This window comes from Devosia sp. XK-2 (assembly GCF_037113415.1).
Taxonomy (GTDB): domain Bacteria; phylum Pseudomonadota; class Alphaproteobacteria; order Rhizobiales; family Devosiaceae; genus Devosia.
Window position 1 is genome coordinate 803503 of the sequence record NZ_CP146608.1, and the last position, 20710, is coordinate 824212.

Consider the following 20710-nt stretch of genomic DNA (forward strand, 5'->3'; position numbering starts at 1 on the left):
TACGAACGGGTTAGCAGACTGTTGGCGCTGACCTTAGCAGATGACGCCGATTCGAGAACGATGGCTACTCGTCCGTCTGAGGCCCGCCGAACTGGTAATTTGCCCAGACCGGCAAGGCGACCTGCACAGGCTTGTCGGCGACCGTCACGTCGTCGGGGTCGGTGATCCGGTCGAGCCGGACGATGGCGACGGCCTGGCCATCGACCACCTGGCCGACAGCCCCCGCCTCGCGGCCACCGGCCATCACCACGCTGCCCGCTGGCGCCTCGACCCCCGAGACGATGACTGGTCGCCGCCGCGCTGTGCCGCGATGCTTCATACGCGAGACGACTTCCTGCCCGACATAGCAGCCCTTGGCAAAGTCGATGCCGTCGAGCAGGTCCATGCCGATATCATGGGCGAAGGCGTCATTGGCGGGAAAGTCATTGCCTTGATGCAGGATACCGCAGGAGATGCGTTCTTGTTGATAGAGTGTATCGTGCTGCACCCAGCCGCCGGTGGCCTCGACAGGTGCAATGGCGCGCCACCCCATGTCTATCGGACCCATGCGGTCGGTGTGGCGGATGCCGTCGGGCTCGGCATCCTGTGCAAATCCTACGCGATGGGTCTCGCGCAGATCGTCGATCACCACCTGGGCGCGCAACCGATACATTTTCATGCGTTTGAAGAAGTCGTCGGCCACCGATTGGTGGACATCGAGCCAGAGTGCATCCTCGGCATATCCTGCGAGCCCCTCGGCCAGGATTTTCCCCTGAGGGGACAGCAGGGCCCAGGCGGCCGCCACGTCCCCGTCCCCCTTGCCGCTGCTGGGGATTTCCCCCGTCACGACATCGTTGAGCAGCCTGTGGGCATCAGGCCCCGAAAAGCGGAACAGGGCGCGGTCGGCCCGCAGATGAATGGTCATAGTGACTTGCCTTGCAAAGCTGCCGTCCGATATGTCGCTCTTGTAGGCTTACAAACCATACAAAGCAGACAGGCGGGACCCGAGACATGGCGCAGTACGACACGATTTTCAAGAACGCCACTGCGGTCAATCAGGACGGCGAGGGTCTGGCCGATATTGCGGTCAAGGATGGCAGGATCGCCGCGCTCGGTTCGGTCGAGGGCAGCGCCGCCGAAACCGTGGACTGCAAAGGCCTCCATATCCTGCCCGGCGTCATCGACACTCAAGTGCATTTCCGCGAGCCGGGCCTGACCCACAAGGAAGATCTTGAAACCGGTTCGCTCGGTGCGGTCATGGGTGGCGTGACGGGCGTCTTCGAAATGCCCAATACCAATCCGTTGACCACCACCCGCGAGACCTTCGAGGCCAAGATTGCCGCCGGCACCAATCGCATGCATTGCGATTTTGCCTTCTATATCGGCGGCACCCACGACAACGTCGCCGAACTGCCTATGCTCGAAAAACTGCCTGGCTGCGCGGGCGTAAAGGTGTTCATGGGTTCATCCACCGGCTCGCTGCTGGTGCAGGACGATGCCGGGGTGGAAGCCATTCTGCGCGCCATCTCCCGCCGCGCTGCCTTCCACTCGGAAGACGAATATATGCTCGAAGAACGCAAGGGCCTGCGGGTTCCCGGCGATCCGTCCAGCCACCCGGTCTGGCGCTCGCCGGAAGTGGCCATGAGCTGCACCAAGCGGCTGGTGAACCTTGCCCGCAAGACCGGCAAGCGCATCCACGTGCTGCACATCTCGACCAAGGAAGAGATCGTTTATCTCGCCGACCATAAGGACGTGGCCTCGGTCGAGGTGACCCCGCACCATCTGACGCTGGACGAAACCGCCTATACCCGCCTCGGTACCTATGCGCAGATGAACCCGCCCATACGTGACAAGGAGCATCGCGAAGGCATCTGGAAGGGCGTCGCCAATGGCGTTGCCGATATCCTGGGCTCCGACCACGCACCGCACACCCGCGAGGAAAAGGACCATCCTTATCCTCAAAGCCATTCGGGAATGACCGGTGTGCAAACGCTGGTGCCGACCATGCTCGACCATGTCAATGCCGGGCGGCTGAGCCTGCAGCGTTTCGTCGACATGACCAGCCACGGTCCCAATCGCCTCTTCGGCCTAGCCAATAAGGGGCGCATCGCCGTCGGCTACGACGCCGACCTGACCATTGTCGATATGAAGCGCCGCGAGACCATTACCAATGACTGGATCAAAAGCCGCGCCGGCTGGACGCCCTATGACGGCGTGACGGTGACCGGCTGGCCTGTTGGCACCATCGTGCGCGGCAATAAGGTCATGTGGCAGGGCGAATTGGTGACCCCAAGCAAAGGCCAGCCCATGCGGTTTTTGGAGGCGCTGTAGAGGAGGGGGCGACGCGAAGGCGCGCGGCGCCCTCAGTCCCCGGCGACGAAGGCCTGCCATTCGCCATCTTTGCCGATATAGACGCGCCAGTAATACCAGGCCTCCAGCTCGACGAGCTCGGTGAGCTGCTCATGGGTGACGATGCGATAGGCGTCGACTTTCTGCGCCGGGGTCAGCGCGGAAAGATCTTCCATAACGGCGAGATAGGGCCAGACATAGCTGGGATCGTCGCTTTCTGTGTCGAACACGGCATAGGGCGCGTTCAGCAGATCGAGCAGGATGGCCAGGTTTTCCAGCCCCTCGCCATCGGCCGAATAGGTCTTGAGGTAGTCCACCGCGTCGTCCGGTTCTCCATAGGACACGGTGGGCGGAAATTTCTGCTCGGCAATAATGGGACGCAAGGCTTCGATATCCCCGCTCAGCGCTGCATCGATAAGGCGCTGGCGCGTCTGTGCGACCGGCGCGGGCAGGGCACTGAGATCGCTACTGATCTCATAGAGCGGATATGGATAGGTCTCTATATCGTCCTGGGCCGGGGCCGGCACAGCGAAAAGCACGAAAAGCGGCAGGGCGATCAGGCGCATGGGCAATCCTCCTTGCGCCAAGGATCGGGCCTATCATCCGGGCTGGCAAGCAGGATTAACCGGCACTACTGCAGAATGCGCTCCAGATTGTATTCGCCATTGCGAATGCGGTCCGGCAGTTGCGCCACGAGGTCGGCAGTTGCTTCATCGCCATGCAATTTCACGAAGGTCGCGAGCGCCGCGAACAGGGAGGCATGCGCCAGCGAGGCCGGTTCGAGCCCATCGTCTTCGGCGCTGTTCCAGGCCTCCGCCAGATATTCGAGCGCCAATTGCCGTTCCGACTGGCTACGGTCGAACGGGCCGATTCCGGATGCGGGCGAGAAAATGGTCTTGGGCGTACTCATATCTCGGGCATAACATGCCCTGTCTGCCGCGGCTTGGGGGAAGTAAGCCGAAGGTTAACGCCGGGTAGGCAATTGCAAGGACCTGCGGAGATTGCCTATTCGGCAAAGCGCGTATGAATGTCCCGCGCCAGCTTCTGCGCCTCGCTCAACAGCCGCGTCAACGCCTCCCGGGAAGAGGGGGTGCATTGCCGGTGCAGGCGCGAAAAGGCGGTATAGCCGGTATTGAAGGCCCCGGCCAGGCGCTGCCGGCGGTCCTCGTCCGGCTCGTCCAGATCGATCAGCTCGGCGGCCTGTTGCCGCCAGTCCTCGGTACCGGTGCCGCACAGCGGCTCAAGAAAATAGAGACTGCCCATGATCTCGGTCAGCCGCTCCATCTGCCGCTGGTAAAGCGGGTCTATGGCGAAGACGGGGGTGGCGAGGAGAAGGGCGAGGAGCACGCCGAGCAGGCCCCCGCCCTTGATCCCTCCCCACAAGGGGGAGGGAAACGATGAACCAAAGCGTCGGCACCCTGCGCTTCCCTCCCCTCGATGGGGAGGTGCCGTGGGTGGGGTGGGGCCGCACGCCGGAAGTGAAGAGTTCAACGCGTCCATGCCGCCCTCTTACCAGCTTTGCCCCAACACCTTGAAGCACTCTTTGATCACCTCATCGAGCCGCGACGTAGTCCTGAGGGCGATGAGCATGCCGGGGTCCACCCATTTGTGGTCGCTGATCTCGTCGGAGGGGCGTATGACACCGGAAAAATCGGTCGTGGTGAAAACAGCGATGCGATAGGAGCCCTCGCGCCCTACGGATTGGGTCATGACATGGCGCAGATTGCGGACAGCCAGTCCCAGTTCCTCGCCGACCTCACGGGCGGCACAGGCCTCTATGCTTTCCCCGTCCTCCCAGCCGCCGCCGGGAAAACTCCACAAGTGCTGGAAGGGGGCATAGGCTCTTTTGATAAGCAGAATCCTGCCATCGCGGACAATGCCGACGCTGGCGCCTTTATGGGTCTGGGTCATGGGATGCCGGTTTGCGATTCGTGTGCCAAGAGCTTACCTCTCCCCGAGCAAAGGAGACACGCCATGTGCGGACGTTATGCCTCGACCTTGCCACCCGAAATGATGACGGAACTGTTCAAGCTGCTGAACCGTGTCGAGATGGTGCCCCGCTACAATATCGCCCCGACCCAGCCCATCGTGGCCATCTGGGAGGCCGAGGGGCGGCGCGAGGCGCATTTCGCGCGCTGGGGTTTCGTGCCGAATTGGGTCAAGGACCCCCGCGAATTTCCGCTTCTGATCAATGCCCGCGCCGAAAGCATGTCCGAAAAGCCGGCCTTTCGCGACCGCGTCAAGCATGGCCGCTGCATCGTCCCGGCCAGCGGTTATTACGAATGGCACACCGGGCCGGACAAGAAAAAGCATCCCTACTACATCACCCGCGTCGACGGGCAGCCCATGGCGCTGGCGGGTCTCTATTCAAACTGGATCGGCCCCAATGGCGAAGAGGTCGACACGGTTGCCACCATCACGGTCGCCGCCAATCCGCAGCTTTCGGTGATCCATGACCGCATGCCAGCCATTCTGCTGAGCGAAAACCAGCAGGACAATTGGCTCAATGTGCGTGATGTGCGGGCGCATGAAGCGGCGCAGATGGCGCTGCCGCTTGAGGATGGGGCGCTGAAATTCCATCCGGTTTCGACGCGGGTCAATTCCGCCCGTGACGACGATGCGGGCCTGATCGAACCTGTGGAGCTGGGGAAGCCCGAGCCGGCCGCGGTGAAGCCGAAAAAGCTTGCCGGCGGCGGGCAGATGGATTTGTTCTAGCTGGACCGCGGCCTTATTCCTCTCCCCGAGGGCAGAAGAATAGATGGTATGGAGGCCTGCGGCTAAACGCCGATGTCAAAATAGCCCAGCGCGTCGCCGATGGCGTCTTCTTCGTAGTTCAGATGGCTGAGCAGCACTTTTTCCAATGCGCGGAACACGGTCACTGCATCCGCGAAATTGGATTGGCCAGGCGCATCGGCCAACTTGATCAAGGCGTCGATCAAGCGTTCGAGGAGCTGGTGGACCACCACATGTTCGGCCTGCAGTCGGTCGGCAATGGCCTTGAAGGCCGGACCTTGCGCCGCAATGCCCGGAAAGACCGCATAGTCTTCGATGGAGTGATGGCCGTGCACAAACTGGCAATATTGCCCGCAAAGGGTGCCGAAGCGCCGGTAGTTGGAAACCATGACCAGATCGGCGGTTTCCGTCCTGACCTCTTCAGCGCTGGCCTTGCCTTCAAAGGCGCGTTCGATCAGGCGCCCGAGCACCGTCATGTTCTCACGCAGATGGTCGTGGATCATCCTGAGATGTTCGCCGGGCTGTTTCTGCGCTTCGGTCACACCATCGAGTTTGGGAATGGCAGGACGCGTGGCGTCGTCGAGGAACTGAATGTCTTTAAGCAGCATGCGTTCATAAATGGGGTCCAGGAGTGGCCCCGCGCAAGAAGGCACATGGGAGTGACCGGGACCAGTTCAATCACCCGCGTGCTTCGAAGGCCGCTGCGCGCCCATCTCACCATGAGGGCGGCTAACCAAGCATTTTTCCGGGATTCAAAATTCCCCTGGGATCGAGCGCAGTCTTGATCGCCCGCATCATCTCGAGTGCCACGGGGTCCTTGACCCGCCTGAGCAGGTCCACCTTGAGTTGACCTATGCCGTGCTCGGCCGAAACCGACCCGCCATGGCGCAGCACGACCTCGTAGATAACTTCATGCATGGCCTCGTCATTTTGGGCCATGAAGGCCTTCGGATCGGCACCCACCGGCATGGAAAAATTGAAGTGAATATTGCCGTCGCCCATATGCCCGAACGGGACCGGGCGAATGCCGGGCACCAGTTTTTCGGCCGCCGCGCTCCCCTCGGCAATCAGGGCCGGCACAGCTGCAATGGGTACGGAAACATCGTGTTTGATCGAGGCGCCCTCCCTGGACTGGCACTCGCTCATCTGCTCGCGGAATGCCCACATGCGGGTGCGGTCCGAAAGCGACTCGGCGAGCACGGCGTCTGAGATGAGTGCTTCCTCGAAGGCCGCTTCCAGCGCCGATTGCAGGGATCCCGGCTCGGTCCCCGCCATGCGGGTCAATTCGATCAATGCATACCAGGGTGAAGCGCTGGCCGTCGGGTCGGCGTCCAGCATGCCGTGGCGCAGTTGGATGTCCAGGCCAATATGCGGGATCAGTTCAAAAGCATTAAGCCGCGCGCCCATGCGTTGGCGCATCAATTGGAAAAGCTCGAGCGCGGCCGCGGGCGAGGCCACATTGACGATGGCGGTCTCATAGTCCTCAGGCAGTGGGAACAGTTTGAGGCTTGCCGCGGTGATAATGCCCAGCGTGCCTTCCGCCCCCACGAGCAGATCCTTCAGATCGTAGCCGGTATTGTCCTTCTTGAGGGCATTGAGACCCTTATAAAGCCGTCCATCGGCCAGGACCGCTTCTACGCCCATGGTCAGTTCGCGCGCATTGCCATAGGCCAGCACGTTGACGCCGCCGGCATTAGAGGACAGCACGCCGCCCACGCTTGCCGATCCTTGCGAGGCCAGCCAGAGCGGGAACATGGCGCCGGCCGCCTCGGCGGCCTTATGCGCATTTTCAAGGATCACGCCGGCCTCGGCAACCATCACGCCGGCGGTGGCATCGACCGAGCGGACGCGGTCAAGCTTGCGCAGGCTGAGGATTACCTCTTTGCCCGAGAGGGGCACCTGCGCGCCGACAAGACCGGTATTGCCGCCCTGCGGAATGATGCCGACATGGTTCTCGTGGGCCCAGCCCATAACCGCCTGCACGGCCGCAACGCTGGATGGCGTCGCCACCGCCACGGCCGTCTGGTGGAAACGCTTTCGCGGTTCGTTGAGCCAGGCGCCCATCTGCGCAGGATCCGTGACGACATTGTCGCCGCCCACACGCTCACCCAATGCGGTGGCGATCTCCGCGGTGCTCAGGGACATGGCAGAACTCCAAAACAGATGAGCTATGAAGGCGTTGCGCTTGCTCGCCCGACCTTCCATGTGCCACAAGCGAGGCGACGACTCCAGACTTGTAAAGGCTGCGCTGGTCCGGCGCGGAAATGTCCATGACTGCCCCTCAATGGCCCGACTTCTACTTTGCGCGCCACGGTGAGACCGAGTGGAATCGCGAACAGCGTTACCAGGGCAGCCGGGACATTCCGCTCAATCGCACAGGTCAATTGCAGGCAGATGCCAATGGCGTGCTGCTGCGCGACCTGCTCGAGCATGAAGGCGTCGATCCCGCCTCGCTGAACTGGTTCGCTTCGCCACTGAGCCGCGCCGCCGAGACTATGGACAGGATGCGCGCCGCTTTTGACGTCGAGCTGCCTCCCGTCATTCATGATAAGCGGCTGATCGAAATCTCCTTTGGGACATTCGAGGGACGCCTGCACGCCGAAATTGCGCGCGAGCATGCGGTCCTTGCGCCGGGCGAGCGCGACGAAAGCTATTGGCAATTCCGCCCGCAGGACGGCGAGAACTACGACGACGTAGCCGCGCGGCTCATCGATTTTGCCCATACGCTGACGCACCACGCCGTGGTTGTGGCCCATGGCGGCGTGCTGCGCGTGTTGCGTCATCTCGTGGAAGGGACCTCACGAGGCGACGTCCTCAACTGGCCGCCGCCGCAAGGGGCGATCGCCCATTTCGTCGGCGGGCGGATGGTTTTGTATTCGGCCGAAAACACCTGGGACACCGGCATCGATTGACCGGGAAGGCAGCGCCGCCTAAAACGCCCGCATAACCGGGACCGCGCCATGTCTTTCAACACTTTCGGGCATCTTTTCCGTTTCACCACCTGGGGCGAAAGCCATGGGCCGGCGCTCGGCGTCGTCATCGACGGCTGCCCACCGGGGCTGACACTGACGCCTGAAATGATCCAGCGCGATCTCGACCGCCGCAAGCCCGGCCAGTCCAAGTTCACCACCCAGCGCCGTGAGCCGGACGAGGTGAAGATTCTTTCGGGCGTTTTCGAGGACGAACGCACCGACGGGCCGCGCACCACCGGCACGCCGATCTCGCTGATGATCGAGAATACCGATCAGCGCTCCAAGGACTATTCGGACATCCGCGACAAATACCGTCCCGGCCACGCAGACTATACCTACGACCAGAAATACGGCATTCGCGACTATCGCGGCGGTGGCCGTACCTCGGCCCGCGAGACGGCGGCCCGTGTCGCTGCCGGCGCGGTGGCGCGCCAGGTGCTGGCCGGCATCACCATCCGCGCAAGCCTGGTACAGATGGGGCCGCACAAGATCGACTATGCCAATTTCGATTGGGACATCGTTGGCGAAAACCCGTTCTTCTGCGCCGATCCCAAAGCCGCCGTGCTCTGGGCGGACTATCTCGATGCTCTGCGCAAGGAAGGTAATTCGGTCGGCGCCGTCATCGAAGTGGTCGCCGAAGGTGTACCCGCCGGCTGGGGCGCACCGATCTATGGCAAATTGAGTGCCGATCTGGCCTCGGCCATGATGAGCATCAATGCGGTCAAGGCCGTCGAAATCGGGGCCGGCTTCGAGGCGGCGAGCCTTACCGGTGTCGAGAACGCCGACCAGATGCGGGCCGGGGCCGACAAGCCCTATTTCCTCTCAAACCAGGCCGGCGGCATTCTTGGCGGCGTCTCCAATGGCGATCCGATTGTCTGCCGTTTCGCGGTCAAGCCGACCTCGTCGATCCTGACCCCGCGCCAGACGGTGACCACCACCAATGAGGACACCGACATCATCACCAAAGGCCGCCACGATCCCTGCGTGGGCATCCGCGCGGTGCCGGTGGGCGAGGCTATGATGGCGCTGGTTCTGGCCGACCACATGCTGCGGCACCGCGGGCAGACCGGGCGCGAGGGGGCGGTGGGCTTCGAAGGCGGTCGGCTCTAGCCGATGCAAGGCTCCAGTGGAGCCCAGCAAGGCGAGAAGGCCAGGAGAGCTATGCTCGAATGGCGGGCCAGAACGAGCGTCCGGCGACCATGCCCATGTTCATCGCCTCCCTCCCCTTGATGGGGAGGGAATGAGGGTGTGGTGAACCTCGCACTCCACTCTGATGAGTCACCCGCCCCCCTTTGCTACGGTCCTGTGGACCAAGGGACGCTACTCTCCCCATTAAGGGGAGGGAGCGCTCTGGTGGTCAGGCGAGACTGAGCCGCATCCCGAAAATCCCGCGTCTCACTTTCAGCTTCCCCAGCCCCTCCAGATATTCCACATGCGCCATCATGGTCATGCGCGCGGCCATTCGCACCTTGACCGGCTGGGTGGGATAGATGGCGTCGACGACAGCGCCAATTGTGTGTGCCCCATTGCGGACAGCCTCGAGCAACTGTTCATTTCGCATTTCTCGGTGGGCTTTAAGGGCCGCTGCATGTGCCGGTCCGTCGGCGATTTCGCCACCATGGCCAGGCAGATAGCGGTGATAGGGCAAGGCGATGACCTTGTCCAATGAGGCGAAATAGTCCGCCATCGAGCCATCAGGCACCGAAACCAGAGTGGAATTCCAGCCCATGACATGATCGCCGGAAAAGAGGATGTCGCGGTCGGTGAGGCCAAAGGCGAGATGGTTGGCGCAATGACCGGGCGTCGTGTGGACCGATAGGTTCAAGTCACCCGCCATAATTGTCTCCCCATCACGCAAGGTCCGGTCCGGCGCCAGATCCCAATCGCAGGAATTGCGGATCGGATTGCGTTCGAATCGCCGCAAAGGGCGTGAGAGGCGATGCCGTCCGCCGAAGCAGAGCGGTGCATCGAGCCTACGTGCCAATGCTTTTGCCAATGCGCTGTGGTCGCGATGGGTATGCGTGAGAAGGATTGCTGTAACCGGACGCCCCCCGATGGCTGCGAGAAGAGCGGCCTCATGGGCGGCATCGTCAGGCCCGGGATCGATCAGCGCAAGTCGATGGTGCCCAACGATAAATGAGTTCGTGCCGGTGAACGTATAGGGCGAGGCATTGGGGGCGGTGACCCTGACTATGCCGGCCGCCAGGGCGACCGGCCGGCTCGTTTGGGGGTCGAACCGGGTATCGAACTGGATGGGTCTGAAAGTGCTGGCCATTGCGCGCCGTGTAACGAAACCGTAATAAGCTTTGGTCCGGACCAGACCACCCCGGGAGGGGGTTGGTCCCTATCAATTACGGAAGGTATGAAATGGCTGTGACTTTGACCACGCCCAACACACTGCTCGGTGCATTCCAGCCCAAGGGCAGTGTCGCCAAGCTGGCAACCAACGCCGCAATCGTCCTGCTCGGCACGATGCTCATCACTGCTGCCGCCAAGGTCAACGTCCCGGTTTGGCCGGTTCCGGTGACCCTGCAGAGCTTTGCCATCGCCGCGCTGGCCGCTGCCTTCGGCATGCGCATCGGCGTCGCCACCGTCGCCGCGTACCTGATCGAAGGTGCTATGGGCCTGCCCGTCTTCGCGACCGGCGGCGGCATGGCCTATCTCGTCGGCCCGACCGGCGGCTTCCTGATCGGCTTCCTGGCCCAGGCCGCTATCATCGGCTACGCGGCCGACCGTGGCGCCTCCAGCCGCCCGCTTACGCTCTTTGGGGCGATGCTTGTCGCGACCGCCGTTCTTTATGCTTTTGGCTTTGCCTGGCTCGTGACCATGGCCGGTCAGGCCACCTGGGTCGACCAGAACGATGTCGTGGCCTCCGCCTTTGCCAAGGCTGTCCAGCCCTTCCTCGTCTGGGACACGCTCAAAATGGCCTTTGCCGCACTGACCGTCACCGGGCTCTGGGGCCTGTTTGGCGCCAAGCGCTAAGCGCAGACACAATCGAATGAGAAAGGCCCGCAGCGATGCGGGCCTTTTCTTGTTCCGCCTGAAGTATCGACGCCGTATCATATGTGGGTCGGGAAAAACTGGCCTTGATACCAGGGCCTTGCACGACGCGTATGGCGTGTCCCATTGGTCTGCGCTCCAGGCGAATGTGAAACGATCTGACCCCAAAGCGCCGCGGCAGCAGACGGCGTCGTCACCAGTCGAGGCGCGCGCCGGTTTCGCGGCTGAACAGGCTGACACGATCAGGATTGTTGGCGATGGAGAGCGTCGAGCCCACCGTGCCCGTAAACCGATCTCGCAGAACCACGGTTATCTCGCCGGAGCCGACAGCCACCTGCAGATGTGTCTCCGAGCCTGTCGGGTCGATACTGCTGACGATGCCGCTAATAGCACCATCGGCGGCCACGATATGTTCGGGGCGTATGCCGATGGTGACCGCGCGGCCCATATGCTTGCGCGCGCCGGAGGGCAGGTGCCAATTGCTGCCGTTGTCATCGCGCATGACGACAGCGCCGTCGTGCTCGATTACGGTTCCGTCGATCAGATTCATCGATGGCGAACCGATAAAACTGGCAACGAAGCTGTTGGCAGGGTTGTCGTAGATATCGAGCGGCGAGCCGACCTGTTCGATCTGGCCGGCCCGCATCACCACGATACGGTCGGCCATGGTCATCGCTTCCATCTGATCGTGGGTCACATAGATCATGGTCGCGCCCAGCCGGGCATGCAGCGCCTTGATCTCGCCGCGCATCTGCACGCGCAGCTTGGCATCGAGATTGGACAAGGGCTCGTCGAACAGGAAGACGGCCGGGTTGCGCACGATGGCGCGGCCCATGGCGACGCGTTGGCGCTGTCCGCCCGAGAGCTGGCGTGGATAGCGGTCGAGCAGCGGTTCAAGGGCTAGGATTTCAGCCGCGCGGTTCACCTCGGCCTCGATCTCCAGGCGAGGCCGCTTGGCCAACCGCAGGGAGAAGGCCATGTTCTCGCGCACGCTCATATGCGGGTAAAGCGCATAGGACTGGAATACCATGGCGATGTCGCGTTCCTTGGGCTCGAGCTCGTTGACGACGCGGCGGCCGATCTCGATTTCACCATCCGTGATGCTTTCGAGCCCGGCAATCATGCGCAAAAGCGTGGACTTGCCGCAGCCCGAAGGTCCGACCAGCACGACAAATTCGCCGTCCCGTGCGGCCAGAGAAACCCCATGCAGGATTTCGAACGCGCCGTAGGTCTTGATGGCATTGCGGATTGTAACACTGGCCATATCGGCCTCCTCTCCCTGGAGCGTCTCCGGACAGGCGCGAACTGACCTGAGCGGAGGCGCGAAAACAATGTTTCAGCGGCCGCCCATGCCGGCGTTGAGCGCAATGGAGTTGTAGATCAGCTTCTGCAGCAGGATGGCCAGGATGATGCCGGGCAGCATCGAGAGTGCGGCGCCCGCCATGATGAAGTTCCACTGCGTGCCCTGCTGCGACTGGAAATAGGTCAGGCCCACCGGCAGGGTGGCATTGTCCGATCCCGTCATCACGATCAGCGGCCAGAGGAAATTGTTCCACTGCCCGATAAAGGTGAAGAGCGATAGCAGCCCGATGGCGGGCATGGACAGCGGCACGATGATGCTGATGAGAATCCGCAGGCGCGAGGCCCCGTCGATGCGGGCCGCCTCTTCCAGCTCCATGGGGATGGACAGGAAAAACTGCCGCATCAGGAAAGCGCCGAACGTTCCAAACGAGACCGGCAGGATGACGCCCTGGAAGGTGTTGACCATGCCCATATTGTTCACGATCAGAAAAAGCGGAATGATCAGCATGATGGCCGGCACCATCAATGTGCCGAGATAGGCCATCAGCAGCGCGTCACGGCCCGGAAATTTCAGCCGGGCAAAGGCATAGCCGGAGAGGCACGAGACCACCACTGTGATCAGGGTAACGCTGACCGAAACGATCATGCTGTTGAGAAAGAAGCGCCCGAACGGAAGTTGTGTCCAGGCTTTGGCGAAATTGTCCCACTCGAACACATTGGGCAGCAGGCGAACTGGAATGGCCAACACTTCGGCATTGCTGCGCACGGCATTGGACACCATCCAGAAGAATGGAAACAGGAACAGCAGCGCCACAAGTGTCAGTGCGCCATGATTGAGAATATCGAGCGCCAGGGCGCGACCGGAACGGGTTCTAGTTGTCATAATGCACCCATTTGCGCTGGAGCCAGAACTGCACCGCCGTCAGTGCCATGATCATGGCGAACATCACCCAGGCGATGGTCGAGGCGTAACCCATCTGGAAATTCTGGAAGCCACGCTGATAGATAGCGTAGCCGAGCGTGGAGGTGGCATTGCCGGGGCCGCCGCGCGTCATCACATAGATCTGGTCGAAGACCTGCAGCGATGTGATCGCCGTCATCACCGTGCCGAAGAACAGGGTGGGAGAGATCAGCGGCAGGCGGATTTTCCAGAACCGGTCCCAAGCGGTCGCGCCATCGATGCGGGCCGCTTCGAGATAGCTTTGCGGCACCATGTCGAGGGCGGCGTTGAACAGCACGGTATTGTAGCCCACGCCGGCCCAGATCGAGACGATGATGACCGCCTGCATGGCCAGGGTCTGGTCGGTCAGCATGGAGGGCACCTGCACCGAAAGCGCACCCATCACATAATCGAAGAACCCGCCCGGCGAGAAGATGAGCATCCAGACGATGGCGACAGCGATGCCCGGGGTGAAGGTCGGGAGGAAGAAGATCACCCTGAACCATCGCTGTCCCATCTTGAGGCTGGATATCCACACAGCCAGCCCCAGTGAGATCACGATGTTCAGCACCAGATATTCGGCGGTGAAGAACAGCGTGTTGCGCACGACCGGCCAGAATTGCGGGTCGGCGGTAAAGAGCCGGACATAATTGGAGATGCCCACGAATTCGGGCGTGCCCAGCAGCTTCCAATTGGTGAAGCTCAGAACGACCGAAGCGATGATCGGTACGATCAGGAAGAGCACCATGCCGATAAGGCCGGGCAGCAGGAAGAAGAACGCCGCGCGCCCTTCCCGCCGGTCAAGCCGGCTTCTGTGCCGGGATCGTATGAGCGGCGCGGGCGCCGCAGTGTCCTCTATGGCCGTCATTGGGCTCCTCCCCTCCGGTCAGTGCGGGAACCCGGCCGGACGTGCCGGCCGGGCACCCATCCTTAGAATGGCAACTGGTTCTGGATATCGGTCAGCACCGCATCGGTGGTGGAGTCGCCGTTGAGCGCCAGCGGCATATACTGGGTGATCAGGTTCTCGAACTCGTTCCAATATTCGTTGAGGCGGAACGGGGTGGAGTGGTCGAACATATAGGCCAGGACTTCGTGTGTCCTGTGCACGTCCTGCGCCGCCACATCATACCAATAGGATTGTTCTGCCAGACGGCCCGGCAGCGCTCGGCCCGCTGAAGCCAGGATTTCGGCCGCTTTCGGGCCGGTCAGGACCTGCAGGGCCTTATAGGCCGCTTCCTTGTTCTGGCTGGTGGCCGAAATGCCCCACCCCGAACCGGCGGTAATGAAGCGGGACTCGCCTTCACCGCGCGGCAGCGGCGCCACGCCGATTTCGAAATCCACGCTGTCCTTGGTGTTGAGCAGCACCCAGGGCCCATCGATATACATGGCCGCGTTGCCCGAAGCGAAACGGCCGCTGCCGGTAATGGCACCGGTGCCCGAGGCAAAGACCGGGGAGGCATGATCGACCGCGACGAGGTCGACGAATTTACCGACGGCTTCGGAATAGCCCGGATTGGTCACGGCGAAATTGTTGCCGTCATCGAAATATTCGGCGCCCAGGGCCACCGGACCGGCCACGAAGTCGAAGGCCTGAACGGCATAGCCGTAGTTCTCACCCTCGGTGAGCGCGTTGGCGGCGGCCTTGAAGTCGTCGAATGTCCAGTCAAGCGCCGGATCGCCCAGACCGGCCTCGGCAAATTTGTCGCGATTATAGTAGACCATCCAGGGGCCCACATCGTAGGGCAGGGCATATTGCGTGCCGTCATGCCCAAGACCGGCGATAATTGAGGATTCAAAAACCGACGTGTCGAAGCCGTCGCTTTCGAAATAGGGGTCGAGAGGCTCCAGAACCGAATAGAAGCTGGGCATACGCATGGACTGCATGGCGACCAGGTCGGCAATCTGGCCTGACGAGGCTAGCACCGGCAGGCGGGTCCAATAGTCGGTCCAGCCCGAGATCTGCGGAGTGACGGTGATATTGGGATATTCCTCGGTCACCAGGTCCGCCAGACTTTGCCACAGGGCGGTATCGTTCTCATCGCCCCACATCTGCCAGGTCAGATTGATCTGGTCCTGAGCCTGGCTGGCAGATATCAGCGAACTGCCGGCCAAAAGGCCAGCGGCGAGCAAAAGATTGAACTTCACGGCAGTTTCTCCTCAGCGGCGTGATGTGAAATCTGTTTGGTTGATATGGTCCGGCCTTCTGTGGGACCGGTTTGGTAGTTCTGGCCATCGACGGCCACGATCAGCGCCTCCAGGTCCATGACCATGGCGATGATGTTCTGGCGTTGGCGGCTCCAGGCGCCTGGGTCTTGCCCCGGCGACACAATGGCCTCCATCCGCGATATGAAATCCTTGGGAACAAGGGGCAGTTCGGCCGCCATGGGCAGGTTCCACCCGTCGCCGGGGTAGTAGACGCGGTTGAGCGCAAAAACGACCTGCAGAATGGCATTGGCGAGCTTGCCGGTCAGGCCGACCAGGAACACGAGGTCCCGCCGCACGACTTTGCTGGCAAAATGATAGTCACCGGCCCAATAGGCCAGGATTTCGCGATAATGGCGCAACAGGGCGGTGCGCAATCGTTCGGGATAGGTGGCCAATTGCGCCCGCCAATCGGCAAGCTGCCCTTCCGGATCATAGATGATCTGTTGGTTGAACAGGTCCGTGGGGAGTTGATACCCCCAGATCGTCCATTCGAATTCCTTGGGCACTGGCGTGCCATCGACCCAGGCGGCGAGGTCGCGATGCACACCCGCATAGGAGCGCATCCAGACGCCATCCATGCGAATGCCCTTTGCCTCCCAGTCCAGCCGCGCCGCTTCGAACCGGTTCCATTGCTCGGTGTGTCTGATGTCCGGCGCCCGATAGTCGTGGGCATAGACTCGGAAGTCGTAATCCGATTGCGCATCGGCCCGCCCCTTGCCCCGCGAGCCGGCAAGGGCGACAGCGCCCCTGCCGTTCTCGGCCAGGTCCGCAATGAGCGGGGTCATCGCGGCTATCAATTCGGCTTCCTGGCTCATGGCGTTGTGCACCGGGCGGGCCGCTCTCCTCTCAGTCCTTAAGGATCAGTTCGACCACGGGCGACACCACGTCGGGTTTGAGCACCGGCAGTTCCAGGGTCAGCATGCCATTGCCCACGGCAACGCCAATGTTGGAGTCCACGTCCGCATCCGGATCGAGCCAGTGAACCTCGCTGGCATCGTGTAGGAACTGGGCATATTTGACCTTGCGCCCGAGCCCCTCGATATGAATATGGCGGAACGGCCAAGTCTGGATGTGAAGATAGAGCCGATTGCCCCTCTGGGTGAACTTGCAGCCTGTCGGCGCCACGTATTCGGACGGGCCGGCCCCGTAGATGGACCGGCTGTTGAGCCGCATCCATTCGCCATATGTTTCAAGAGCCTTATTGGCGCGTGCGTCGAAGGTTCCGCGAGCTGTCGGCCCCACATTCATCAGCAGATTGCCGCCCAGAGATACGGTATCCACGAGAATGTTGATCAGCTGGGCCGCATCCTTCCACGTGGTCTCGTCACGGTGATAGCCCCACGAGCCGGAGAAGGTGTGACACACCTCCCAACGCACGGGCTTGCCGTTCACCGTTGGCGCCACGCGCGGCGTATATTGCTCGGGCGTCGCCAGATCCTTGGGGAAATTGCCATCGGTCGGCAGATCGAGCCGGTCCCCAACGATGATATTGGGTTGCAGCTTGCGCACCAGCCCGACCAGCTCCTCGCTTTCCCAATCATTGCGCCCCTTGCCGGGCATGCCGCGATAGTCGCGCTTGGGGTAGGAGAAGTCGAACCAGATCACCGAGATTTCACCGAAATCGGTCAGCAGTTCGGTGACCTGGTTGCGCATATATTCGGCATATTTGCGCACATCGCGGCTCTTGTTCATCTCCAGCGCATCGGGGTGATTACGCAGCGGATGGATGCCGTCTATCGGAAATTCGGGATGGTGCCAGTCGATGAGGGAATAATAGAACCCGACCTTGAGGCCCTCCGCGCGATACGCTTCCACATAGGCCTTCAGCAGATCCTTGCCGTATGGCGTATTGGTGGCCTTGTAGTCAGTATGCTTGCTGTCCCAGAGGCAAAAGCCTTCATGATGCTTGGCCGTCAGCACCACATATTTCATGCCCGCTTCGCGTGCCCGGCGCGCCCATTCGCGCGGATCGTATAGGTCCGGGTCGAAATTCTCGAAGTATTTCCGATAATCAGCCGGCGAAATTTCCTCGCGATGCTGCACCCACTCATGTCGTGCGGCCAGGGCATAGAGCCCAAAATGGATAAACATCCCGAACCGGTCCTGAGTGAACCAAGCCTTGCCTTCGCTCGCATCCATGCCACCGCCAATTGTCATAGCGTTTTCCAACTGCTCCTCCTCCGGATTTGATCGAACCGGTTCGATAGATATCATTGAATCCGTTATGGCGCTTGTCAACAGCAATCGGAAAACCGGCTGCGCCACGCATATTGCTTTGCAAAAAGGACAGCAAATGCTACGCATTTCGCTGCCAAGGGACGCGGGAGACGACCTTTGGCCCATGTTACAGTTGCGTAGAAGCGGTTCGAGAAAGGCTGAATGGCCAACATCAGGGACGTCGCCAAACTAGCCCAAGTATCTGTTTCGACAGTGTCTTTGGCCTTCAGCAATCCGAGCCGGGTCAGCGCCGGAACGCTGGAGAAAATTCGTGCCGCCGCGACAGCCGTGGGCTATGTCGCCGACCCGCTGGCGCAGAGCCTGGCGCGCGGCCGCAGCCGCATGATCGGCTTCGTGGTTGGCAATGTGGGTAATCCCTTTTTCGGCGACATTCGTCGCGAGCTGGAAAACTATGCGCTTGAGCACGATCATTTCGTGCTGGTCACCGACTCATCGGGCAAGACTGAGCGTGAACGGGCATTGCTCGAGCATCTGATCGGTCTCAAGGTCGCGGGGCTGGCTCTGGCGCCCTCCAGTTTCGGGCAGGACTATGTGGACTTCATCCAGTCCATCAAAGTGCCCATGGTCTGCTTCGACCAGAAGGTGGCGGGCATCGAGCGGGACTTTGTGGGTTCGGACAACTACTTGGCCGGCGCCATGCTGACCGAGCATCTGCTGCAACTGGGGCATCGCAAGATCGCCTTTATCGCCGGACCCAAGCATATGCACACGGCCAGCGAGCGTCATCGCGGCTTCGTGGAAACCATGGCCAGCGCCGGGGTCGAGGTGAATCCCAATTTCGTCGTCGATGGGCAATTCACCCGGACCGCCGGCTATGAAGCGGCCATGCGGCTCTTAATTCAGCCAGAGCGACCCACGGCAATATTGGGTGCCAATAATGCAGTGGCGCTGGCGGCCCTGCAGGCCCTGCAGGAGCTGGGCTTTTCCTGTCCTGACGACATCTCGCTCGCCATGATCGACAATGTACAGTGGAGTTCGGTGATCACGCCACGCATCACCATGGTCGTGCAAGATACGCTGCAATTGGGCAATACTATTGCTCGCCGCCTGTTGCACCGCATCACCGATCCCGATGCAGGCGCCGAGCCGGCGCAGAACTTTGTGTTTGCGCCAAAATTCGTGCCGGGCACCTCCTGCCGCCGCTTGTAGGGCAGGGGCCGGGAGAAGGCGGCCGCTAATTTCCATCGTCGGCTCTGCGCCTTGTATGGAACCGCCAAACCCGACTAGAAGACCGCAGCCAAAACGTATTCAAGAGCCATTGTCATGCAATCCATTGCCCAGGTCACGGACACGTCGCCTGCCTCCAGTTCTGCCGCCCAGCTTGCCTTGGCCCGAGATTTGGCGCCGGTCATTCTGTTTTCGGACAATGAGCCGTTCCTGCCCAGCAGGGTGGGGGTTAGCGTGCTGGACGCTCCGGGGCCGTCGCCCTCGACCGGGCTGGATATCGCTTTCGAGTCAGGTGTTCATCGCATTATCGAATACGCCATCTGGTGGGATTGGGACGTGCAGCACCTCTACGAGCTGGAGCATATCTGGCTCATGCTGGACGCCGCCGACCGGATCGTCGCGGTTGAGGCAAGCTCTCATGGCGGGAAATTCGCCATGACCGGCTCCGATGGCGGTCTGCCGCTGGTCGATGGTCGCATCACACTGATATCGACCCCGGGCAAGCATGCCTTCACGGCCACGGTGGCCGGGCAGGACAAAGCCCGCGAGCAGACCGAACTCTGCTGCGGCGAACTGGCCGGCCGTGGCGGTGTGCTGATCAATGACATGTTCCGCACCGCCATTGGACCGGTCACGGCCGAGGACCATCGCGCAGTCAAACGCTATCTTCAGGCGCGGCCCTTCGCGCCGGTCTTCCGTTTCGGTCAGGCCGTCGATCTGGCCGAGCTGGACGTTTGCACTTGGCCGGAACTGGCGAGTTGGATACCCGGCCGCGTCCGCGACGTGCTCGCCCAAGTGCGGGCCGAGCAACCCCTGCTCAAGGCGGTGCTGCTCGACAGCGGCGACACCCTGGTTGATGAAGGCAGCGAAGTGTTGGACGCAGACGGTTATGTGACCGGGGCCGAGCTCATTCCCGGCGCCCTGGAAATGGTCGAGGCGCTGGCCGCGGAAGGTTATCGCCTCGCCCTGGTGGCCGATGGCCATGTCCGCAGCTTCGAGACCGTGCTGGGAGGGCATGGCATCTATCCCCATTTCGAAGTCAAGGTGATTTCGGAGACCGAACGGTGCCAGAAACCGGATCGACGCATGTTCGAAAAGGCATTGCGGGGTCTTGGCCTGGAGGCCACGGATGCTGGCGCCGTGGTAATGGTCGGCAATCATCTCGAGCGCGATATCGGCGGCGCCAATCGCCTGGGCATCGTGTCTATCTGGCAGAGCTGGTCGCATCGACGCAGCCGTGTGCCCGCCAGCGCCGACGAGGTGCCCCGCTTCACCATCCGCAGCCCCGGCGAACTGCCTGGCCTCCTGGCAGAAATCGAACGCCAAATGGCCAGAAACGGACATAATCCGGGTCTCACCTGATCGATCAGCCCGCCCGCTGGGCCGATTGGCGATGTAACTGCCACAGCAGTTACCGAGTACCTTAAGACACGAAAAACCCCGACATCCGAGGATGCCGGGGCTGATTGGTCGGAGTAGCGTGATTCGAACACGCGACCCCCTGCTCCCGAAGCAGGTGCGCTACCAGGCTGCGCTATACTCCGTCAGACATGCGACATATCGGGAAATATCAGACCGGAAATGCACCGGACCCGTCGCGATGTGGCGGCTTTATAGCCGCGGTCCCTTCCGTGTTCAAGCGGTTGTCACAACCTTTTATCGACTGCTCAGATCGTGTTGCGCGGCGCGCTCGAACCGTGTAGGAACCGGCACCAAGTTGGGGCGTCGCCAAGTGGTAAGGCAGCGGTTTTTGGTACCGCCATTCCCAGGTTCGAATCCTGGCGCCCCAGCCAGCAATCCTTAGAATTACTGCCTGTGCCTCACC

The 20710-nt window shown here is 61.6% G+C and carries 21 protein-coding genes and 2 tRNA genes; 8 read left to right on the top strand and 15 right to left on the bottom strand.

What is annotated here, in order from left to right:
• Positions 1 to 64: 64 nt before the first annotated feature.
• Entirely contained in the window at positions 65 to 904 is an 840-nt protein-coding gene (locus V8Z65_RS03925; RefSeq protein WP_338722673.1) for a folate-binding protein, read from the bottom strand.
• Positions 905 to 990: 86 nt separating this feature from the next.
• Between V8Z65_RS03925 and V8Z65_RS03930 the strand changes: the two genes are divergently transcribed.
• Positions 991 to 2310 (top strand): dihydroorotase, encoded by a 1320-nt coding sequence (locus V8Z65_RS03930; RefSeq protein WP_338722674.1) that lies wholly within the window; start codon positions 991 to 993, stop codon positions 2308 to 2310.
• Between the two features lie 32 nt (positions 2311 to 2342).
• Here V8Z65_RS03930 and V8Z65_RS03935 read toward each other — a convergent pair whose 3' ends face one another.
• The 4 genes from V8Z65_RS03935 to V8Z65_RS03950 form a co-directional block, all read right to left on the bottom strand.
• Positions 2343 to 2894, bottom strand: coding sequence for a hypothetical protein (locus tag V8Z65_RS03935; RefSeq protein ID WP_338722676.1), 552 nt, complete (start codon positions 2892 to 2894; stop codon positions 2343 to 2345).
• Between the two features lie 65 nt (positions 2895 to 2959).
• Positions 2960 to 3238, bottom strand: a complete 279-nt coding sequence (locus V8Z65_RS03940) for a hypothetical protein (RefSeq protein ID WP_338722677.1) — start codon at positions 3236 to 3238, stop codon at positions 2960 to 2962.
• A 95-nt stretch (positions 3239 to 3333) separates the two neighbouring features.
• Positions 3334 to 3675 carry a TIGR02301 family protein gene (locus V8Z65_RS03945; RefSeq protein WP_338722678.1) on the bottom strand — a complete coding sequence of 114 codons (342 nt, stop codon included), beginning with the start codon at positions 3673 to 3675 and terminating at the stop codon, positions 3334 to 3336.
• Positions 3676 to 3837: 162 nt separating this feature from the next.
• Entirely contained in the window at positions 3838 to 4239 is a 402-nt protein-coding gene (locus V8Z65_RS03950; RefSeq protein ID WP_338722680.1) for an NUDIX domain-containing protein, read from the bottom strand.
• Positions 4240 to 4302: 63 nt separating this feature from the next.
• Here V8Z65_RS03950 and V8Z65_RS03955 point away from each other — a divergent pair, with 63 nt between their 5' ends.
• Positions 4303 to 5043 (top strand): SOS response-associated peptidase, encoded by a 741-nt coding sequence (locus V8Z65_RS03955; RefSeq protein ID WP_338722682.1) that lies wholly within the window; start codon positions 4303 to 4305, stop codon positions 5041 to 5043.
• A gap of 62 nt (positions 5044 to 5105) precedes the next feature.
• Here V8Z65_RS03955 and V8Z65_RS03960 read toward each other — a convergent pair whose 3' ends face one another.
• Both V8Z65_RS03960 and V8Z65_RS03965 read right to left on the bottom strand, forming a co-directional pair.
• A complete protein-coding gene (locus V8Z65_RS03960; protein ID WP_338722684.1) occupies positions 5106 to 5669 on the bottom strand; it encodes a hemerythrin domain-containing protein in 564 nt (187 codons plus the stop codon).
• Positions 5670 to 5790: 121 nt separating this feature from the next.
• The gene (locus tag V8Z65_RS03965) at positions 5791 to 7206 is read right to left on the bottom strand and encodes an FAD-binding oxidoreductase (protein WP_338722685.1); all 1416 of its coding nucleotides are present in this window, start codon (positions 7204 to 7206) and stop codon (positions 5791 to 5793) included.
• Positions 7207 to 7331: 125 nt separating this feature from the next.
• On the opposite strand from V8Z65_RS03965, the gene V8Z65_RS03970 reads away from it, so the two are divergent.
• Together V8Z65_RS03970 and aroC are read left to right on the top strand one after the other, a co-directional pair.
• Positions 7332 to 7973 (top strand): histidine phosphatase family protein, encoded by a 642-nt coding sequence (locus V8Z65_RS03970; protein WP_338722686.1) that lies wholly within the window; start codon positions 7332 to 7334, stop codon positions 7971 to 7973.
• A 48-nt stretch (positions 7974 to 8021) separates the two neighbouring features.
• Positions 8022 to 9143, top strand: coding sequence for a chorismate synthase (gene aroC, locus V8Z65_RS03975; RefSeq protein WP_338722687.1), 1122 nt, complete (start codon positions 8022 to 8024; stop codon positions 9141 to 9143).
• Between the two features lie 247 nt (positions 9144 to 9390).
• On the opposite strand, the gene V8Z65_RS03980 is transcribed toward aroC, so the two are convergent.
• The gene (locus V8Z65_RS03980) at positions 9391 to 10308 is read right to left on the bottom strand and encodes an MBL fold metallo-hydrolase (RefSeq protein ID WP_338722688.1); all 918 of its coding nucleotides are present in this window, start codon (positions 10306 to 10308) and stop codon (positions 9391 to 9393) included.
• A 92-nt stretch (positions 10309 to 10400) separates the two neighbouring features.
• Between V8Z65_RS03980 and V8Z65_RS03985 the strand changes: the two genes are divergently transcribed.
• The gene (locus V8Z65_RS03985; RefSeq protein ID WP_338722689.1) at positions 10401 to 11015 is read left to right on the top strand and encodes a biotin transporter BioY; all 615 of its coding nucleotides are present in this window, start codon (positions 10401 to 10403) and stop codon (positions 11013 to 11015) included.
• Between the two features lie 211 nt (positions 11016 to 11226).
• Here V8Z65_RS03985 and ugpC read toward each other — a convergent pair whose 3' ends face one another.
• The 6 genes from ugpC to V8Z65_RS04015 all read right to left on the bottom strand — a co-directional run bounded on the left by ugpC (position 11227) and on the right by V8Z65_RS04015 (position 17637).
• A complete protein-coding gene (gene ugpC, locus V8Z65_RS03990; protein WP_338722690.1) occupies positions 11227 to 12297 on the bottom strand; it encodes a sn-glycerol-3-phosphate ABC transporter ATP-binding protein UgpC in 1071 nt (356 codons plus the stop codon).
• A 72-nt stretch (positions 12298 to 12369) separates the two neighbouring features.
• Positions 12370 to 13218 carry a carbohydrate ABC transporter permease gene (locus tag V8Z65_RS03995; RefSeq protein ID WP_338722692.1) on the bottom strand — a complete coding sequence of 283 codons (849 nt, stop codon included), beginning with the start codon at positions 13216 to 13218 and terminating at the stop codon, positions 12370 to 12372.
• Positions 13208 to 14143, bottom strand: a complete 936-nt coding sequence (locus V8Z65_RS04000; RefSeq protein ID WP_338722694.1) for a sugar ABC transporter permease — start codon at positions 14141 to 14143, stop codon at positions 13208 to 13210. Before V8Z65_RS04000 ends, V8Z65_RS03995 begins: the two co-directional genes overlap by 11 nt.
• Before the next feature lie 62 nt (positions 14144 to 14205).
• Positions 14206 to 15420, bottom strand: coding sequence for a sugar ABC transporter substrate-binding protein (locus V8Z65_RS04005; RefSeq protein WP_338722696.1), 1215 nt, complete (start codon positions 15418 to 15420; stop codon positions 14206 to 14208).
• Positions 15417 to 16295: a DUF4037 domain-containing protein gene (locus tag V8Z65_RS04010; protein WP_338722698.1), complete on the bottom strand. Its 879-nt coding sequence runs from the start codon at positions 16293 to 16295 to the stop codon at positions 15417 to 15419. The genes V8Z65_RS04005 and V8Z65_RS04010 overlap by 4 nt, the downstream gene beginning before the upstream one ends.
• Positions 16296 to 16326: 31 nt before the next feature.
• Positions 16327 to 17637 (bottom strand): alpha-L-fucosidase, encoded by a 1311-nt coding sequence (locus tag V8Z65_RS04015; RefSeq protein WP_338722700.1) that lies wholly within the window; start codon positions 17635 to 17637, stop codon positions 16327 to 16329.
• 222 nt (positions 17638 to 17859) lie between these two features.
• Between V8Z65_RS04015 and V8Z65_RS04020 the strand changes: the two genes are divergently transcribed.
• Positions 17860 to 18867 (top strand): LacI family DNA-binding transcriptional regulator, encoded by a 1008-nt coding sequence (locus V8Z65_RS04020; protein WP_338722702.1) that lies wholly within the window; start codon positions 17860 to 17862, stop codon positions 18865 to 18867.
• Between the two features lie 114 nt (positions 18868 to 18981).
• On the top strand, positions 18982 to 20247 hold the full coding sequence (locus V8Z65_RS04025) for an HAD family hydrolase (protein WP_338722704.1): 1266 nt from the start codon (positions 18982 to 18984) through the stop codon (positions 20245 to 20247).
• Between the two features lie 105 nt (positions 20248 to 20352).
• Here V8Z65_RS04025 and V8Z65_RS04030 read toward each other — a convergent pair.
• A tRNA-Pro gene (locus V8Z65_RS04030) sits at positions 20353 to 20429 on the bottom strand.
• A gap of 174 nt (positions 20430 to 20603) precedes the next feature.
• Between V8Z65_RS04030 and V8Z65_RS04035 the strand changes: the two genes are divergently transcribed.
• Positions 20604 to 20678 (top strand) — tRNA-Gln (locus V8Z65_RS04035).
• Positions 20679 to 20710: the final 32 nt, after the last annotated feature.

Bases quoted from the DNA above. Each gene is read 5' to 3' on its own strand.
- V8Z65_RS03925 (WP_338722673.1), bottom strand. From the start codon at position 904: ATGACCATTCATCTGCGGGCCGACCGCGCCCTGTTCCGCTTTTCGGGG.
- V8Z65_RS03930 (WP_338722674.1), top strand. From the start codon at position 991: ATGGCGCAGTACGACACGATTTTCAAGAACGCCACTGCGGTCAATCAG.
- V8Z65_RS03935 (WP_338722676.1), bottom strand. From the start codon at position 2,894: ATGCGCCTGATCGCCCTGCCGCTTTTCGTGCTTTTCGCTGTGCCGGCC.
- V8Z65_RS03940 (WP_338722677.1), bottom strand. From the start codon at position 3,238: ATGAGTACGCCCAAGACCATTTTCTCGCCCGCATCCGGAATCGGCCCG.
- V8Z65_RS03950 (WP_338722680.1), bottom strand. From the start codon at position 4,239: ATGACCCAGACCCATAAAGGCGCCAGCGTCGGCATTGTCCGCGATGGC.
- V8Z65_RS03955 (WP_338722682.1), top strand. From the start codon at position 4,303: ATGTGCGGACGTTATGCCTCGACCTTGCCACCCGAAATGATGACGGAA.
- V8Z65_RS03960 (WP_338722684.1), bottom strand. From the start codon at position 5,669: ATGCTGCTTAAAGACATTCAGTTCCTCGACGACGCCACGCGTCCTGCC.
- V8Z65_RS03965 (WP_338722685.1), bottom strand. From the start codon at position 7,206: ATGTCCCTGAGCACCGCGGAGATCGCCACCGCATTGGGTGAGCGTGTG.
- V8Z65_RS03970 (WP_338722686.1), top strand. From the start codon at position 7,332: ATGACTGCCCCTCAATGGCCCGACTTCTACTTTGCGCGCCACGGTGAG.
- aroC (WP_338722687.1), top strand. From the start codon at position 8,022: ATGTCTTTCAACACTTTCGGGCATCTTTTCCGTTTCACCACCTGGGGC.
- V8Z65_RS03980 (WP_338722688.1), bottom strand. From the start codon at position 10,308: ATGGCCAGCACTTTCAGACCCATCCAGTTCGATACCCGGTTCGACCCC.
- V8Z65_RS03985 (WP_338722689.1), top strand. From the start codon at position 10,401: ATGGCTGTGACTTTGACCACGCCCAACACACTGCTCGGTGCATTCCAG.
- ugpC (WP_338722690.1), bottom strand. From the start codon at position 12,297: ATGGCCAGTGTTACAATCCGCAATGCCATCAAGACCTACGGCGCGTTC.
- V8Z65_RS03995 (WP_338722692.1), bottom strand. From the start codon at position 13,218: ATGACAACTAGAACCCGTTCCGGTCGCGCCCTGGCGCTCGATATTCTC.
- V8Z65_RS04000 (WP_338722694.1), bottom strand. From the start codon at position 14,143: ATGACGGCCATAGAGGACACTGCGGCGCCCGCGCCGCTCATACGATCC.
- V8Z65_RS04010 (WP_338722698.1), bottom strand. From the start codon at position 16,295: ATGAGCCAGGAAGCCGAATTGATAGCCGCGATGACCCCGCTCATTGCG.
- V8Z65_RS04015 (WP_338722700.1), bottom strand. From the start codon at position 17,637: ATGACAATTGGCGGTGGCATGGATGCGAGCGAAGGCAAGGCTTGGTTC.
- V8Z65_RS04020 (WP_338722702.1), top strand. From the start codon at position 17,860: ATGGCCAACATCAGGGACGTCGCCAAACTAGCCCAAGTATCTGTTTCG.
- V8Z65_RS04025 (WP_338722704.1), top strand. From the start codon at position 18,982: ATGCAATCCATTGCCCAGGTCACGGACACGTCGCCTGCCTCCAGTTCT.